The organism is Burkholderia sp. Bp9142 (assembly GCF_003853415.1).
GTDB lineage: Bacteria > Pseudomonadota > Gammaproteobacteria > Burkholderiales > Burkholderiaceae > Burkholderia.
The window spans coordinates 128254-144789 of the sequence record NZ_QTPP01000014.1 but is presented as its reverse complement, the minus strand read 5'-3'; the positions used below and the strand labels follow the sequence as shown (position 1 = coordinate 144789).

The following is a 16536-nucleotide window of genomic DNA, read 5'->3' as shown; positions in this document are numbered from 1 at the left end:
ATCTTCAAGCAGTGCGGGCCTATAGTTTCCTCACTGCCAGCGAGACTGGCACTGACCCAGGAGAAACTGAAATGAAGCCGCTGCACCTCGCCCTCGTTGCGCTGTCGCTCACCGCCGCTGTCGCGCACGCCCAGTCCGCGCCGGCCGACCGCGCGCAGCAACCGGCGAACCGCGCCGAAGCCGTCCAGGCTGCCGGCCGCGTCGATCGTGCGCAATCGAAGCAGGACGACCCTGACGCATGCGTCGGCCCCGTCAGCTTCTGCAACGTCTACTTCGGCAGCTGAGCATGACGCCGCGTCGTCACGGCCAGGCCCGCCGCGCGCGCTTCGCACGCATCGCATGCGCGCGCGCACGACGCGCCGGCCGATCGCCGCAACGACACTGCCCGCCACGCCGCTTCGAGTGAAGCGGCGCATGCCCTTTCAGGCGCCGCGTCCCGGCCGCCACCCCACTTCGCGCAACGCATCCAGCAAGCGCGCCTGCCCCAGCCCTTCGACCCGCACGCCGCGCGACTCGACGTCGCTCCCCGCGACCAGCGCGTTCACGATCGCTTCCTCCACCGCTTCCGCGGCCGCGACGAACAGCGCCGAGATGTGGTCGTTGTTCACCATCTTCACGGCCGTCGTCGGCGCACCCTTGCTGCCGTAGTTCGCGGCCGGCAATCCGTCGTTGCCCGTTGCGAACGCCAGGAAGATGTCGCCGCTCGAATCCTCGGTGCCGCCGCCGACGCGCGCCAGCCCGATGCTCGCGCGCTGCGCGAGGCGCGTGCACTGATGCGGCAGCAGCGGCGCGTCGGTCGCGATCGTGACGACGATCGAGCCCATCCCGGCCTCGCCTTGCGCGTCGGGCGCGCCAAACGGCGAAGGCACGTGCCGCAGCACTTCGCCGACCGGATAGCCGGCCACGCGCAGCATCTCGCGCACGCCGTGGTTCGCCTGCACGAGCGCGCCGACGGTCCAGCCGCCCGCGCCGGCCGCGACCACCCGCGACGCGGTGCCGATGCCACCCTTGAACTCGTGGCAGATCATGCCCGTGCCGCCGCCCACGCCGCCTTCGGCGACCGGCCCCGACTGTGCCGCGGCCAGCGCGCGTTGCACGTGCGCGGCGCTCACGTGCTGCCCCCAGATGTCGTTGAGCAGGCCGTCGTAGGTTTCCATCACGACCGGCATGCACCAGTACACGCGGCCGGCCGCCGCCTCGCGTTCGTTCGCGACCAGCGCGTCGCGCACCGTGCCGACGCTGTGCGTGTTCGTATACGCGATCGGCGTCGTCAGCAGGCCGGCTTCGCGGATCCACTCGAGCCCGGTCGCGTCGCCGTTGCCGTTCAACACGTGGACACCCGCGAAGCACGGCGAATCGTGCGCGGCGCCCGCGCGCGGCTCGATGACGGTGACGCCGGTGCGGATCGATGCGTCGCCGTTCTCGACGTTCAGCGTGCAATGTCCGACCCGCACGCCCGGTACGTCCGTGATCGCGTTGAAGCGGCCCGGCGTGCCGAGTCCGATGCGGATGCCGAGATCCCTCGTGCGCATGATGCAATTCCTCCAGTGTTTCGATGGTTCGGTGTTTCGGTACGGCAAGGTGTCGACGCGGGGTTCAGAGCGAGCGGAACGCATCGCTGTGGCGCGCCCAGGTCCCATACATCACGAGCGCGGCCACCAGCAGCCCGCCGATGATGATCAGGTCGGTCGGCTTCGTCGCCGTTGCCAGCGTCGTGTAGAGCGTATACGCGGCGCCCGCGACCGCGACGAGCGGCGTCACGGGCCACAGCGGCATCCGGTAGTGATGTTCGACGTCGCGGCGCACGAGCCGGCTCGCAAGCGCGGCCAGCCCGACGACCAGGTAGATCAGCAGCAGCAGGTCGACCGTGAATGCGGTCAGCTCGTCGAGGCTCGACACGAACACCAGCCCCGACGACGGCACCGCCAGCGCGAGCGTCGCGAGCCACGGCGATTCGAAGCGCGGATGGATCGTCGAGAACGCGCGGTTGCAGGCGCGCGACCAGAGCGCATGCCGGCCGCTGCTGTACAGCAGGCGCCCCATCGTGATCACGATCGCGATGATCGCGTTGAACACCGACAGGAAGATCCCGCCGCTGACCACGCGCGACACCGCCGGGTTGCTCAGCGAGCGCACGACATAGCCGATCGGGTCGGCGCTCTTCGTCAGCTCCGTCAGCGACGGCGCGCCGAGCACGATTGCCGTGAGCGGGACCAGTTCGACGCCGAGGATCACCAGCAGCGAATAGATCACCGCCTTCGCGACATTGCGGTTGCCGCCGCGCAGGTCTTCCGCGAGATACGCGGCGGAGCCGAAGCCGTTGTAGCAGAAGATCGCCGTGCCGATCGCGGGCACGATCGCCGCGAGCGTGGCCGGCACCAGCGCATTGCCGCTCGCGACGACCGGCGCGACCAGCACGTCGGCGCCGCGCTGCGGGGAGCCGAAGCCGAGCCCGGCGATCAGCATCAGCACGCCGATCTCGACGACGAGAAACGCGCCGGTGATCCACGCATTCGTCTTGATGTTCAGCATGCCGAGCAGATAGCTGAGCAGCACGATCGTGAGCGCGACCGACTGGTTGCTGAAGTGCGTGCCGAGTGCGTTGTTCAGGTACGGCGCGGCGCCGCTCGCGAGCACGGCCGGAATGAAGACGCTAACCGACAGCACCGTGATGAAGGTCAGGTAGCCGGGCAGCGTGCCGAACACGCGCTTGGCCATCACGTATTCGCCGCCCGCGCTGCGGTGCGCGGCGCTGAGCTCCGCGTAGCAGAGGGCGAAGGCGAGCGCGAGCACGCCGCCGAGCACGAACGACAGCACCGCGCCGCTGCCGGCCTGCTGGATCGCGAACGGCGCGATCACGAAGATCGAGCTTGCGGGCGTCACGCCCGACACGGTGATCATCACCGCGTCGCGCACGCTGAGCGTCTGCGACAACGCGCGCGGCGCGTCTTCCGTGGCAGGCGTCGCTTGCAGCGTGCCCGTCGATTCCGACATCATCGCCATTTCGTTCTCCTATTGCGCCTATGCTGCACTTTTTTGAACACCCATACTCGGGCCCGATTGATTGCGTGGCAGTCTAGGAAGCCAATTTCAGGACCGCTATTCCCCCTTCGTGTTACGCCCTCCGGTGGTGGTATGGATCGACTCTTCTCCGAAATCGCGATGCACCAGGCACTCGGCCGCGCAATCGATCATCTCGGCCAGCCGCGCTTCTGGCGTTTCCTGGTGCTGCTGCTCAACGAAATGGTGCCGTTCGACAATGCGCTCGCGACCGCGATCGGCCGCGATGGCGTGCCGCTCGTGCTCGACGAATACGACACGGGCGGCACCGACAGCGCGTCGCCGGTGCCGCTTTACCTCAATGGGTTATATCTGCTCGATCCGTTCCTGCAGGCCGCGCACGACGGGCTCGCCGACGGCTGCTACCGGCTCGAGGAAGTCGCGCCCGACCTGTTCCGGCAGAGCGAGTATTTCCTGAGCTACTTCCGCGATGCGGTCGGCGACGATGAAATCCAGATCCTGTTGCGGCCGAATCCCGACCTGCTGCTGTCGCTGTCGCTCGGCGCCGCCACCCGCTTCGACGTCGAGCCGCTCGGCAAGCTGACGGCCGCGATGCCGTGGGTGCTTGCGGCGATCCGGCAGCACTGGCGGCTGGTGGGCGATGCCGCGCGCGCGACGCCCGACGACGATCTCGGCGCGCGCGTCGAACAGGCGCTCGCACGCTTCGGCGCGGGCGTGCTGACCGATCGCGAGATGTCGATCGCGCGAATGGTGCTGCGCGGCAATTCGTCGAAGGCAATCGCGGAGCGGCTGGCGATTTCACCGGAGACGGTGAAGGTGCATCGGCGTCACCTTTACGCGAAGCTCGGGATCTCGTCGCAGCCGGAACTGTTTTCGCGGTTCATTCAGGCGCTGGGGGAGGATGCGGCGGGTTAAGCGCTTCGGTGTTGACGGACGCCTTCAACCGCCGGATTCGATGAACCCGCCATCAGGCGCCTGGTGCGGCACATACCAGCCGAAATACACCTCGGCCTCGACGATCCGCCCTTCGCGGACGCGCAATCGCTCCGCGTTCCGGAACCGCCTGCCGGCGCTCGTTTCGGCTTCGTACACGACGAACACGCATTCACCGTGCACGGCGACGTCGACGAACTCGAAGCCGGCGAGCATCGCGCTGTTCGGCCAGCAGCGCGCCAGATACGCATCGCGGTCGAGCCGGTTGTCGAGCGGGCTCGTGAAATGGAAGTCCGGCGCGATCAGCGCTTCGATCGCATCGCGGTCCTTGTCGACATACGCGCGATAGCTCGCGCGCGCAACTTCACCGGGGTCGTCAGGCATCGTCGTTACCTCCGTCAAGGGCCGGGACGAATGCTACGGCCCGCATCGCCCCGAGGCATCGTTCAACACCATGCGGGCGGCACGCACGACCGCGCCCGCTCCCGCGCTGGCGGATAGACGCGCACGCCCGGCTCGATGCCGTTCACGAAAACCCGCACCGGCCGGCGCGCACGCACCGCACCACGCCGCATCACGCTTTCCGCGTCGGCCCGCCGGTGCCGCGGTTGCCCGTTTCCGCACGCACGGGCATGATGTCCGCCAGCGTGCCGGCTGCTCCGTCCGCTTCGGCGCGCCGTCCATGCGCCGCCTCCGGCATCATCGAGCAATCCGCGTGCCGGCCCCCGGCCGCCCACCTCACCGAGTCCATGTCACTACGCGCATTCAGAACGCTGGTCGCGATCGCCCGATACCGGACCTTCGCACGCGCCGGCGAAGCGATCGGGCTCACGCAGTCCGCCGTGAGCCTGCAGATCAAGACGCTCGAAAGCGAATACAACGTCCAGCTGTTCGACCGTTCGCGCCGCCAGCCGGTACTCACCGAAGCCGGCAACATTCTCGTCGCGCAGGCCGAACAGGTGCTCGCGATGGTCGACCGGATTCCCGATGCGCTCAGCGACGAGAAGAAGCTCGTCGGCCGCCTGCGGATCGGCGCGATCCAGACCGCGCTGTCCGGACCGTTGCCCGATGCGCTGCTTGCGCTGCGCGACGCGCATCCGTCGTTGCGCGTGCACGTATCGGCCGGCATGTCGGCCGAACTGGCGAACCGCGTCGCGGCCGGCGAACTCGACGCGGCGATCACGACGCGCCCGGTGCGCCCGCATCCGGCGGAGCTGACGTGGACCACGCTGTACGAAGACCGCTTCTGGCTGCTCGCGCCGCCGCACTACGCGGAGCGCGACGCGGGCACGCTGCTCGAGGCGCTGCCGTTCATCCGCTTCGATGCGCAGGCGTGGGCCGGCCGGATGATCGCCGCCGAGCTGCGCCGCATCGGCGTCCGCGTGCGCGAGGAGATGGTGCTCGACAGCGCGGAGACCATCGCGCGCATGGTCGCGCGCGGACTCGGCGCGGCGATCGTCGCGCTTCCCGACTCGACGCTCGCGCGTCTGCCGCCCGTCACGCGCTTGCCGTTCGGCCAGCCGCAGATGGGCCGCGCGGTCGTGCTGCTCGAACACCAGTCGCGCCCGGCCGAGCGTTTCGCCCGTGCGCTGGCCGCCGAAATCACAGCTTCATCGATGAGAATTTCTCATTGAACACCCGATAATTAACAATAATTCCTGCTGCAACCCCGTGTTAACTTGGCGGCATCGTCACTCTTTCGATCGCGTGCCGCCATGTTGCCCGCCGGATGCATTCCCGCTTCGTTCCGCTGCTCCGCCTGCCGGCCGTCCCGACCGGTCCACCTGAAGGCGCGTCGATGATCGGCCCGATCCTGCTCGCGCTCGCGCCGGTCGCGCTGCTGGTCGCGTTCGGCCACGGCCTGCGGCGCACGGGCTTCATCGCCGATGCGTTCTGGCCGCACGCCGAGCGGCTTTGCTACTACGTGCTGCTGCCCGAACTGTTCGCGCACGGTCTCGCGAATGCGCGGCTGCAATCGTTGCCCGTCTTGCCGCTCGCGGCGGCGCTGGTCGGGTCGACCGTGTTCGTCGCGGCACTTCTTCTGCTGGTCCGCCGGTTCGTGCAGGTCGACGGCGCCGGGTTCACGTCGGTGTTCCAGGGCGCGGTGCGCTTCAACAACTATGTCGGCACCGCACTCGCCGCCGGACTGTTCGGCGCGCACGGGATCGCGCTCGCGGCCGTGTGCGTCGCGGCGATCGTGCCGACCGTGAACCTGATGTGCGTGCTGGTGTTCGCGCGCTATGGCGAAACGCGGCTCGGCGCCTGGGCGCTCGCGCGCCAGATCCTGTCGAATCCGCTCGTCGTCGGGTGCGCGCTGGGGATCGCGATGCAGGCCGCCGGCATCGCGTTTCCCGCCACCGTCGAACCGGCCGTTCGCGCGCTCGGCGCCGCATCGATGCCGCTCGGCCTGCTGTGCGTGGGCGCGGCACTGAAGTTCGATGCGGCGCGCGGATGGATGCAACCGATGTGCATCGCGTCGGCGTTCAAGTTCATGGCAATGCCGCTCGCCACGCTCGCGGCCGGCCGCCTGTTCGGGCTCGGCGATGCCGCGCTGACCATCGCGCTGCTGTTCCAGGCACTGCCGACATCGTCCTCGTCGTACATCATGGCGCGCCAGCTCGGCGGCGACGCGCCGCTGATGGCCGGCATCACCGCGTTCCAGACGATCGCCGCCGCGCTCGCGATGCCGGCCGTGCTGACGGCGCTCGCGTCGGCGCCGGTGTTGCGCTGACATCGCGGCACCGGCTCCCGAACCCGACGGCAAGCGCCACAGCAAGGCTCACGCAGGTTCGGGGACGGATGCCGAATCCCGCACACGCGCGCAAACGCCGCGCCGTTGCACGAGACATACGCGCCGCCGATGCGCCCCCGGTTCTTCTCGCAGCCCTGCCAAAAACCGCCTATGGTGAATGAAGCGCGTCCGTGCCGCCGCCATTCGACTTCGCGTCGCTCGCACCGGCGGCCGCGGCGCCGCGTTCCGGCACCATTCCCCGCAGTCGCGCGCACGCCCGGCCGTGCGCGCAACTGCGCCGCCCACCGGACTACAAGGAGGTAACCATGAAAGCCGTGCTGCTCGTCAGTTCCGTCCTGCTCGCCATGGCATCGGTTTCGGCCTCGGCTCAAGGCTCGATCACCAAGGTCGAAAACGGCGCGCTCGTCGCCGCGAACGGGATGACCGTCTATTCGTTCGACAAGGACAAGCCCAACGCCGGCACCAGTACGTGCTCGGGCCAATGCGAATCCCTCTGGCCGCCGTACAAGGCCAGCGCGACCGACGTACCGGTCGGCCCGTACACGATCGTCAAGCGCGACGACGGCAGCCCGCAATGGGCGTACAAGGGCAAGCCGCTGTACTTCTTCTCGAAGGACATGAAACAGGGCGATCGCAACGGCGACAACTTCAAGAGCGTGTGGCACGTCGTCGCCCCGTAAGCGCCGCTTCCACGCATCGCGTGTCAGGACAGCCGCGGCACGCGTGAAAAAGCCCGCCCCGATCGCCGATCGGGGCGGGCCTGTGCGTCTCTACGCCGGCTGCATGGCGACACCCGCCGACCGGCAGGCGGCGCGTGCGGCCGGCACCCACGCGTCAGCGGTTCGACGGGAAGCTGAACACCGTCCCTTCGCGCACGCCGGCCGACGGCCAGCGCTGCGTGATCGTCTTGCGCTTCGTATAGAACCGCACCGCATCCGGGCCGTACGCATGCAGGTCGCCGAACAGCGAGCGTTTCCAGCCGCCGAACGAGTGGTACGCGACCGGCACCGGCAGCGGCACGTTGATGCCGACCATGCCGATCTGGATGTTGTCGCCGAAGTAGCGCGCCGCTTCGCCGTCGCGCGTGAACAGGCACGTGCCGTTGCCGTATTCATGAGCGTCGATCAGCGCCATCGCCTCGTCGAGCGACTTCAGGCGGATCACGCCGAGCACCGGCCCGAAGATCTCGTGCTGATAGATCGGCATGCCGGGCGTCACGTTGTCGAACAGGCACGGGCCGAGGTAGTAGCCGCCGTCGTGGCCGTCGACCTTCACGCCGCGGCCGTCGACGACGAGCGTCGCGCCCGCCTCCACGCCCGCTTCGACGAAGCGCGTCACCTTCTCGAAATGCTGCTGCGTGACGAGCGGCCCCATGTCGATGCCGGCACCGTTGCCCGGGCCGACCTTCATCTTCGCGATCTCGGCCTTCAGGCCTTCGACCACCTTGTCGCCCGTTTCATCGCCGATCGCGACGACCAGCGGGATCGCCATGCAGCGCTCGCCGCACGAACCGTACGCGGCGCCCATCAACGCGTTCACCGCGTTGCCGATATCGGCGTCCGGCATCACGACCGCGAAGTTCTTCGCGCCGCCGAGCGCCTGCACGCGCTTGCCGTGCGCGCAGCCGGTCGAATAGATATATTCGGCGATCGGCGTCGAGCCGACGAAGCTCACCGCCTTCACGCGCGGATCGGTCAGGATCGTGTCGACCGCTTCCTTGTCGCCGTTCACGACGTTCAGCACGCCCGGCGGCAGGCCGGCCTCGAGCGCGAGCTCGGCCATGCGCAGCGTCGACGACGGCGTGCGCTCGGACGGCTTCAGCACGAACGTGTTGCCGCACGCGACGGCCATCGGCCACATCCACAGCGGCACCATCACCGGGAAGTTGAACGGCGTGATGCCGGCGGCGACGCCGAGCGCCTGGAACTCGCTCCACGAATCGATCGCGGGGCCGACGTTCTTGCTGTGCTCGCCCTTCAGCAGCTCGGGCACGTAGGTCGCGTATTCGACGTTCTCGATTCCGCGCTGCAGCTCGCCCATCGCGTCGGCGAGCACCTTGCCGTGCTCGGCGGTGATCAGCGCGCACAGTTCGTCCGCATGCTCCTCGAGCAGCGTCTTGAAGCGGCTCATCACGCGCGCGCGCTTCAGCGGCGGCGTGTTGCGCCACGCCGGGAACGCCGCCTGCGCGGACGCGATCGCGGCTTCGACGGTCAGCTTGTCGGCGAGCGCGACGCTCTTGTGCGATTCGCCGGTCGCCGGGTCGAACACCGGCTGGACGCGGCTGCCGCCGTCGACGCGCTTGCCGTCGATCAGGTGGCCGACGGTGGAGGTCACATTGCTGTCGTGTTTCATCGTTCAGGCTCTTTCGTGAATTCGGTTGTCGCTCAGGTCAAGCCGCGGCTCAGTCCACTTCGTTCAGCGCGTCGGACAGCGCGTTGACGAGGTTGTCGATCTCGCGCTTCTCCGAGATGAACGGGGGCGCCAGCTGGATCGTGTCGCCGCCATAGCGCACGTAGAAGCCCTTCGCCCAGCAGCGCATCGCGATCTCGTACGGGCGCCGTGCCGGCTCGCCCGGCAGCGCCGCGATCGTCAGGCCGGCCGCCAGCCCGTAGTTGCGGATGTCCGCGATATGGCGCTGGCCCTTCAGCCCGTGCACCGCCGCCTCGAAATGCGGCGCGAGATCGCGCACGCGGGCCACCGCGTCTTCCTTCACGAGCAGGTCGAGCGCCGCGACACCGGCCGCGCAGGCGACCGGGTGCGCCGAGTACGTGTAGCCGTGCGGGAACTCGAGCATGTACTCGGGGCCGCCCGCGGCCATGAACGTGTCGTAGATTTCCTTCGTCGCGATCACGCCGCCGAGCGGCTGCACGCCGTTGGTCACCTGCTTCGCGAAGTTCATGATGTCCGGCACCACGCCGAACGCGTCGGCGCCCGTCATCGCGCCGGCGCGGCCGAAGCCCGTGATGACTTCGTCGAAGATCAGCAGGATGTCGTGCGCGGTACAGATGTCGCGCAGGCGCTTCAGATAGCCCTTCGGCGGCACCACCACGCCCGCCGAGCCCGAGAACGGCTCGACGATCACGGCCGCGATGTTCGATGCGTCGTGCAGCGCGATCAGGTCGAGCAGGCGGTCGGCCAGGTCGGCGCCGTTTTCCGGCATCCCGCGCGAGAACTTGTTTTCGGCGAGTTGCGTGTGCGGCAGGAAATCGGCGTCGATCCCCTGGCCGAACAGCTTGCGGTTCGGCCCGATCCCGCCGACCGAGATGCCGCCGTAGTTCACGCCGTGATAGCCCTTCTCGCGGCCGATCAGGCGCGTCTTCGTGCCCTTGCCCTTCGCGCGCCAGTACGCTCGCGCCATCTTCAGCGACGTGTCGGCCGCTTCCGAGCCCGAGCCCGTGAAGAACACGTAGTCGAGGCCGGCCGGCGTCAGGTCCTTGATCTTGTTCGCGAGCTCGAACGACTTCGGATGGCCGAACTGGAACGCCGGCGCGTAGTCGAGCTGCGCGACCTGGCGGCTCACGGCTTCCGTGATTTCCGCGCGGCCGTGGCCGAGGCCCGTGCACCACAGACCCGACAGGCCGTCGAAGATCTTGCGGCCTTCGCCATCCGTGTAATACGCATCCCGGGCCGACACGATCATGCGCGGGTCGGACTTGAACTGGCGGTTCGCCGTGAACGGCATCCAGTGGGCGTCGAGCCAGGCGGCGTCGGTGCGGATGTTCGTCTCTTCCTGCTGGCTGGCGGTGGTCGTGTCGGTCATGTCGGTCGGCGCGGCGCGCCCCTCCTCCTCGTGATGATGTTGCACATTGTCGGGACGCCAATTAGTCTTTTGAATATCGCAATATCAATGTTCACTTGCGCAACTATGCAAGCAAAGAAACCGAAGAGCCGCGCGCTGCTCGGGCAGCTCAGCGACATGGATCTGCGGCTGTTGCGGGTCTTCAAGGGCGTCGTGCAGTGCGGCGGGATGGCGGCGGCCGAACTCGAGCTGAACATCGGCATCTCGACGATCAGCCGGCACGTGAAGGACCTGGAAACGCGCCTCGGGCTCGTGCTGTGCCGGCGCGGCCGCGCGGGCTTCACGCTGACCGCCGAGGGGCAGACGGTGTACGAGGAAACCCTGCGGCTGCTCGCATCGATGGAGGCATTTCGCAGCAGGATCGACGGCATTCACGACAAGATGGGCGGAGAATTGCACATCGCGGTGTTCGACAAGACGGCCACCAACCCGAACGCGCGGCTTGGCGACGCCATTCGCCGGTTCACGGACGAAGCGCCCGACGTCGCCCTGAACCTGCACGTCGCGTCGATCAACGAGGTCGAGCGCGGGATCATCGACGGCAGCTATCAGGTCGGGATCATTCCCGCGCACCGCAGTTCGGGCAGCCTCGTGTATTCGGAACTGTTCGGCGAACGGATGCTGCTGTACTGCGGCCGCCAGCATCCGCTCTTCGATGCGCCGCACGGCAAGCTCACGTGGACGACGATCCGCAACCACGCGTTCGCGGGGCTCGGTTTCCATTCGCCGAACATGGAACTGAGCCATCGCGCGAAGCTCACGCGCAGCGCGACGGCATCGGACCAGGAATCGATCGCGACGCTGATCCTGTCCGGCCGCTACCTCGGCTTCCTGCCCGACCATTACGCGGAGAGCTTCGAGCACAAGGGATTGATGCAGCCGATCGCGCCGCAGCGCTTCAACTACCGGTGCAGGTTCGTAAGCCTGCTGCGGCGCTCGCCGCGGCCGTCGCGGGCGGCGCTGCTGTTCCAGTCGTGCCTCGAAGCCGCGCATGCGGCGGCGCGGCCGGTCAGCGACGAAGACAGCGCGTAGCCGGGCTCGGGCTTCGCCGGCAGGCTGCGACTGTCGGCGCATCCGCATCAGGAAAGACACGGCGACCAGCGCCGCCGCGCCGGCGCCGAGCGCCCAGCGCGGGCCGAGATGGTTCATGCCCGGCCCGTGACCGGCGCGTCGATCGGCGTGCGGCCGAACGTCCGGTGCAGCAGACGATCCGCGCTGTTCTGCCGTCCGATCCGCTCTGCGATAATGCGCACTTTCCGTTTCCGCTCCGCCTCCCGCCATGACGCAGCCGTCCGCCCCGCTCCCCACCGACCTGCCGCCGATCTCTTGCCTGCCCGGCGATGCGCTGCCGTGGCTGCCGATGAGCGCCGACCTGCCTGGGCTCGCGATCAAGTATCTGCATATCAATGCGGCGGAAGACACGCTGACCGCGCTGCTGAAGATGCCGGCCGGCGGCACGCTGCCGCGCCACCGTCACGACGGCGAGGTGTTCGTCCACACGCTGCAGGGTGCGTGGCGCTACCGCGAGTACGACTGGATCGCGCAGGCCGGCTCGACGGTGCTCGAACCGGCCGGGTCGGTGCATACGCCGGAAACGCTCGGCGCGCCCGGCGACGACGTGATCACGCTCAACGTGATGCGCGGCGACCTGGTGCTGCTCGACGACGACGGCCGCGAGACCGCGCGCGAAAATTGCCGCGTCGCGCTGCTGCGCCAGCGCAAGCATGCGCGCACCGCGCCGCACGACGCCACGGCGTTCGTCACGCGCTGAACGATCGACCTCAGGCCGTTTCGCGCTCGTCCGCCCGCGCGACGCGCCGGATCGCCTGCGGCGGCACGCCGAAGCCGCGCACGAACGCGTCGCGCAGGTGGCGCCTGTCGCGGAAACCGTTTTCCTTCGCGATCACGTCGAGCGAATGGCGGCTCTGCTCGATCATCAGCCGCGCGGCCTCGAGCCGCAGCCGCTCGATCGCCTTCGCCGGCGACTGCCCGGTTTCGAGCGTGAACACGCGGCTGAACTGGCGCGGGCTCAGATGGACGGCTTCCGCCATTTCCTCGACGCTCAGCGCGCGGCCGAGATTGCGCCGCGCGTAGTTCAGCGCATTCTGGATCCGGTCGGATTTCGGCGCGAGGTCCAGCATTTCCGAATGCTGTGACTGCCCGCCCGCGCGGCGCTGGTTCATCACGAGCTTGTGCGCGACCGAGCGCGCGGCGTTCGCGCCGAGATCCTTTTCCACCATCGCGAGGGCCAGGTCGAGGCCGGCCGTCATCCCGGCCGATGTCCAGATCGGCCCGTCGACGATGTAGATGCGGTCCTCCTCGACGCGAATGTCCGGAAACCGCTTCTGCATGTCGCGGCCGAACGCCCAGTGCGTCGTCGCGCGGCGCTGCGCGAGCAGCCCGGCCTCGGCGAGCACGAACGCGCCCGTGCAGATGCCGGCAATCCGCCGCGCGCGCGGGTTCGCGCGGCGCAGGAACGCGACGACGCCGGCCGGCGCAGGCGACGCGAGCGGATCGTTGACGCCCGCGACGATCCACGTATCGACGTCGCTTCCGCGTCCGCGCAGCGCGCGCGTGGCGACCGGCAGCCCGAGCGACGAGCGCACGTCGCCGCCGTCGACGGAATAGCTCTCCATCGCGTAGAACGGCTCGTCCGCGCCCATGTTCGCGTACTCGAACACCGACTGCGCGGCGAGCGCCATGATCTGGAAGCCGTCGCTGATCAGGAAGCCGATTCGGTGCATGCATGTCTCCGGTGCCGGGCGCCACGCTCGCCGCGATCGGCCCGATGTCCTGAATCATACCCATCTACGTCATTTGTTTCGCGGCGGTTCGAAGCCAGAATGCATTCACGCACTCACCTTCCTTCGACCCGGAGCGACATCATGACTCAAGCACATCGCGGTACCGCCGTCATTACCGGCGCATCGTCCGGCATCGGCGCGATCTATGCGGACCGGCTCGCGCGCCGCGGCTACGACCTGATTCTGGTCGCGCGCAACCGCGACCGGCTGGCCGCCCTCGCCGAGCGCATCACCAACGACACGCGGCGCAGCGTCGAGATCGTCGGCGCGGACCTCAACGACCGCGCGGCGCTCGCCACCGTCGAGGCAAAGCTGAAGCAGGACGCGAGCATCACGCTGCTCGTGAACAACGCGGGCGTCGGCACGCACGCGCCGCTGCTCGACAGCGACGTCGACGCGATGACGCGGATGATCGACCTGAACGTGACCGCGCTCACGCGCCTGACCTATGCGGCCGTGCCCGGCTTCGTCGCACGCGGCCGCGGCGCCGTGATCAACATCTCGTCGATCGTCGCGATCTCGCCGGAAACGCTGAACGGCGTATACGGCGGCAGCAAGGCGTTCGTGCTCGCGTTCAGCCAGTCGCTGCATCACGAACTCGCCGGCCAGGGCGTGCAGGTGCAGGCCGTGTTGCCCGGGGCGACGGCCACCGACTTCTGGCAGACGGGCGGCCTGCCGCTCGAACACCTGCCGAAGGAAATCGTGATGTCGGCGTCGGACCTGGTCGATGCGGCACTGGTCGGTTTCGATCGCGGCGAACGCGTGACGATTCCGTCGCTGCACGCGGGCGACGAATGGGATGCATACGAGGCCGCGCGCCGCACGATGGTGCCGCATTTGTCGACCGATTCGCCTGCGCCGCGCTATGCGGTTGCGCGCTAGCCCTCGGTTTCCAGGCCGCGCCCCGGGCTGCCCCCACGGGGCGGCCCAATCGAATTGAATCGGGCGATGGCGGGTGAGTCGCGGATCGTCGTCGACGCCCGCGATGCATGCCGGCCACGCCGTCTCGCCGGCGCCCAAGCCGGTTTCGCCCCGCTTGTCACGGATTTCACTCGACGATAATCTCTCGGATTGCATCCCCGAAGCAGCGCCCGGACATTCGTCCGATCATCGGCGCAATAGACCGTCGCGGAATTCGACCATGCGGTTCCGTATGTTCACCACCGGGATCGGCGACACGCCCGGTTCCCCTCATGTCCCCGCCGACCATCGTCCGGCGCCTGCGCCGTTGCCCGAGCTGGCGACCGTGTGCCGTCTCGCGCGTGCGCATTTCGGCACGGCCGGCGCATTCGTCGCGCACGCGGAAGGCGGCGCGCAGCGCGTGGCGGCATCCGACGGCACGCTGCCCGCCGCACGTCCCCCCGCGCTCTTCCCTGCGCATGTCGAGCGCGCACCGACTGCCGGCAGACGATTCATCACGCCCGATGCGGGCAGCCTCCCGCACGACGGGCCGCACATCGTCGCGGCCTGCGAACTGATCGCACCCGACGGCACCACGCTGGGCGCGCTGTGTGTCACCGGCAGCACCGGCCTGACGCTCGACGCCGCGCAACGCACGTTTCTTCACGATCTGGCGACGCTGGCTGAACATGCGATCTGCCGCGCGAGCGCACAGGCCGCGCTGTGCGAACGGCTCGGCGCCATCGAGGAACACAGCGCGCTGACCACGCTCGCGCTGAGCGAAAGCGGCACCGGCGTATGGGATCGCGACGTGGTAACCGGCGAGATCCATTACTCGGCGGCCTGGAAGGCGCTGCTGGGCTACGCGCCGCACGAGCTGACGAGCCGGATCGAGGACGCCTACCAACGGCTGCACCCGGACGATGTCGCCGACGTGAAGGCCGCGATGCTCGCCCACTTCGAGAACCGGACCGACAGCTATGCGGTCGAGCACCGCATCCGCTGCAAGAACGGTACGTACAAATGGATCTGCAGCCGCGGCAAGGTCATCACCCGCGACAGCAACGGGCGAGCGCTGCGCATGGTCGGCACGACCACGGACATCACCGCGCTGCGCGAGCTCGCCGGCCGGTTGCACGACTCCGTCACGCTCGTCACGAACCTGACCGACCAGGTTCCCGGCCTCGTGTTCCAGCTGCGGCAGAGCGCCGACGGCCGCCGGTTCTTTTCGTATGCGAGCGCAGGCGTGCGCGACATCTACGAACTGACACCCGACCAGATCGCAGGCGATGCGGATGCGGTCGAAACCCGGATCCATCCGGCCGACCTGGCCGCATACCGTCAGTCGCTGCTGGCGTCGGCCGAGCAACTGTCGCCCTGGCGGCTCGAATACCGGGTGCTGCTGCCGGACCAGGGCATGCGATGGCGCGAAGGCGACGCGCGCCCGCAGCGCACGCCGGACGGCGGCACCGTATGGCACGGCTTCATCACGGATGCGACGGAGCGCAAGCATATCGAGGCTGAACTGCACCGGATGGCGACGACCGACCATCTGACCCAGCTGTCGAACCGCCACGCGTTCATGCGGCAAAGCGAAGCCGCGTTGCGCGGCGTACGCGCGAGCGGCCAGGACGCCGCCGTACTGATGCTCGATCTCGATCACTTCAAGGCGCTGAACGACCGCTGGGGACATCCGCTCGGCGATCGCGCGCTCCGGCATTTCGCGCGGCTGCTGCTCGCGGAGATCGGGCCGGAGGGCATCGTCGGGCGCCTCGGCGGCGAGGAATTCGCGATCGTGCTGCCACGCGCCGGGATCGACGCGGCGGTTGCGCTCGCGCTGCGCGTGCGGCAGCGCGCGGCCGACACGCGGCTCGTGCACGAGGATCATCTGCTCTCGCTGACCGTCAGCATCGGCATCGACGCGATGCGGACATCGGATTTCGGCGCGTACCAGGCGCTGTCGCGCGCCGACAAGGCGCTGTACGTGGCGAAGGAGCGCGGCCGCAACCGGATCGAGGTGTATCGGGCCTAGCCGATCCGCGCCGAGGCGGTCCATCGCGTCGGTCAGGCCGAGATCCTGCCGCATCCGCCACTGCGCGAAGCCGATGTTGCTGCGGTCGAGGATCGACACGATGTAGCAAATGAACAGGAACGGCACGATCCGCGTGCCGAGGCGCCGGTACAGCGCGCCATGGTCGGACGCGCGGGCCGGACGCGACGGCATGCGCGGCGTCCGCTTGAAGATGGGCTGACATCGATCGTCTCCTCGACGGATGCCAATGCGGTGCGGACTGGAAGCGCAACGCCGGCCGCCGGCAGCGACCGGC

Annotated in this window: 15 protein-coding genes and 1 pseudogene; 9 read left to right on the top strand and 7 right to left on the bottom strand. The window is 68.6% G+C overall.

Going from position 1 to position 16536, the window contains the following annotated elements; translation table 11 throughout:
* Nucleotides 1-71: 71 nt before the first annotated feature.
* Entirely contained in the window at nucleotides 72-284 is a 213-nt protein-coding gene (locus DIE22_RS18015) for a hypothetical protein (protein ID WP_124501272.1), read from the top strand.
* Between the two features lie 138 nt (nucleotides 285-422).
* Here DIE22_RS18015 and DIE22_RS18010 read toward each other — a convergent pair whose 3' ends face one another.
* Together DIE22_RS18010 and DIE22_RS18005 are read right to left on the bottom strand one after the other, a co-directional pair.
* Nucleotides 423-1532, bottom strand: a complete 1110-nt coding sequence (locus DIE22_RS18010) for a P1 family peptidase (protein WP_124501273.1) — start codon at nucleotides 1530-1532, stop codon at nucleotides 423-425.
* Between the two features lie 64 nt (nucleotides 1533-1596).
* Nucleotides 1597-3003 carry an APC family permease gene (locus tag DIE22_RS18005; RefSeq protein ID WP_124501274.1) on the bottom strand — a complete coding sequence of 469 codons (1407 nt, stop codon included), beginning with the start codon at nucleotides 3001-3003 and terminating at the stop codon, nucleotides 1597-1599.
* Between the two features lie 132 nt (nucleotides 3004-3135).
* On the opposite strand from DIE22_RS18005, the gene DIE22_RS18000 reads away from it, so the two are divergent.
* Nucleotides 3136-3936 carry a helix-turn-helix transcriptional regulator gene (locus DIE22_RS18000; protein ID WP_124501275.1) on the top strand — a complete coding sequence of 267 codons (801 nt, stop codon included), beginning with the start codon at nucleotides 3136-3138 and terminating at the stop codon, nucleotides 3934-3936.
* A 24-nt stretch (nucleotides 3937-3960) separates the two neighbouring features.
* On the opposite strand, the gene DIE22_RS17995 is transcribed toward DIE22_RS18000, so the two are convergent.
* Nucleotides 3961-4338 (bottom strand): nuclear transport factor 2 family protein, encoded by a 378-nt coding sequence (locus DIE22_RS17995; protein ID WP_124501276.1) that lies wholly within the window; start codon nucleotides 4336-4338, stop codon nucleotides 3961-3963.
* Between the two features lie 365 nt (nucleotides 4339-4703).
* Here DIE22_RS17995 and DIE22_RS17990 point away from each other — a divergent pair, with 365 nt between their 5' ends.
* The 3 genes from DIE22_RS17990 to DIE22_RS17980 all read left to right on the top strand — a co-directional run bounded on the left by DIE22_RS17990 (nucleotide 4704) and on the right by DIE22_RS17980 (nucleotide 7386).
* Nucleotides 4704-5588 carry a LysR substrate-binding domain-containing protein gene (locus tag DIE22_RS17990; protein ID WP_124501277.1) on the top strand — a complete coding sequence of 295 codons (885 nt, stop codon included), beginning with the start codon at nucleotides 4704-4706 and terminating at the stop codon, nucleotides 5586-5588.
* A 164-nt stretch (nucleotides 5589-5752) separates the two neighbouring features.
* A complete protein-coding gene (locus tag DIE22_RS17985; protein ID WP_124605708.1) occupies nucleotides 5753-6685 on the top strand; it encodes an AEC family transporter in 933 nt (310 codons plus the stop codon).
* Nucleotides 6686-7011: 326 nt separating this feature from the next.
* Nucleotides 7012-7386, top strand: coding sequence for a hypothetical protein (locus DIE22_RS17980; protein WP_124501279.1), 375 nt, complete (start codon nucleotides 7012-7014; stop codon nucleotides 7384-7386).
* A gap of 154 nt (nucleotides 7387-7540) precedes the next feature.
* Here the strand turns inward: DIE22_RS17980 and DIE22_RS17975 are convergent, their stop codons facing one another.
* Nucleotides 7541-9058, bottom strand: a complete 1518-nt coding sequence (locus DIE22_RS17975) for a CoA-acylating methylmalonate-semialdehyde dehydrogenase (RefSeq protein ID WP_124501280.1) — start codon at nucleotides 9056-9058, stop codon at nucleotides 7541-7543.
* A gap of 49 nt (nucleotides 9059-9107) precedes the next feature.
* Nucleotides 9108-10466, bottom strand: a complete 1359-nt coding sequence (locus DIE22_RS17970; protein WP_124501281.1) for an aspartate aminotransferase family protein — start codon at nucleotides 10464-10466, stop codon at nucleotides 9108-9110.
* 105 nt (nucleotides 10467-10571) lie between these two features.
* Between DIE22_RS17970 and DIE22_RS17965 the strand changes: the two genes are divergently transcribed.
* Together DIE22_RS17965 and DIE22_RS17955 are read left to right on the top strand one after the other, a co-directional pair.
* Nucleotides 10572-11537 carry a LysR family transcriptional regulator gene (locus DIE22_RS17965; protein WP_185640640.1) on the top strand — a complete coding sequence of 322 codons (966 nt, stop codon included), beginning with the start codon at nucleotides 10572-10574 and terminating at the stop codon, nucleotides 11535-11537.
* 247 nt (nucleotides 11538-11784) lie between these two features.
* Nucleotides 11785-12276, top strand: coding sequence for a 2,4'-dihydroxyacetophenone dioxygenase family protein (locus DIE22_RS17955; RefSeq protein ID WP_012365998.1), 492 nt, complete (start codon nucleotides 11785-11787; stop codon nucleotides 12274-12276).
* A 10-nt stretch (nucleotides 12277-12286) separates the two neighbouring features.
* Here DIE22_RS17955 and DIE22_RS17950 read toward each other — a convergent pair whose 3' ends face one another.
* Entirely contained in the window at nucleotides 12287-13249 is a 963-nt protein-coding gene (locus tag DIE22_RS17950; RefSeq protein ID WP_124501283.1) for a GlxA family transcriptional regulator, read from the bottom strand.
* Between the two features lie 141 nt (nucleotides 13250-13390).
* Here DIE22_RS17950 and DIE22_RS17945 point away from each other — a divergent pair, with 141 nt between their 5' ends.
* Nucleotides 13391-14191 (top strand): SDR family oxidoreductase, encoded by an 801-nt coding sequence (locus DIE22_RS17945; RefSeq protein ID WP_124605707.1) that lies wholly within the window; start codon nucleotides 13391-13393, stop codon nucleotides 14189-14191.
* Nucleotides 14192-14450: 259 nt separating this feature from the next.
* Nucleotides 14451-16241 carry a sensor domain-containing diguanylate cyclase gene (locus DIE22_RS17940; RefSeq protein ID WP_124605706.1) on the top strand — a complete coding sequence of 597 codons (1791 nt, stop codon included), beginning with the start codon at nucleotides 14451-14453 and terminating at the stop codon, nucleotides 16239-16241.
* Here DIE22_RS17940 and DIE22_RS38830 read toward each other — a convergent pair.
* Nucleotides 16155-16464 (bottom strand): annotated as a pseudogene (locus DIE22_RS38830) (MFS transporter); the annotation flags it as partial. The gene DIE22_RS17940 and the pseudogene DIE22_RS38830 overlap by 87 nt on opposite strands.
* Between the last annotated feature and the right edge of the window lie 72 nt (nucleotides 16465-16536).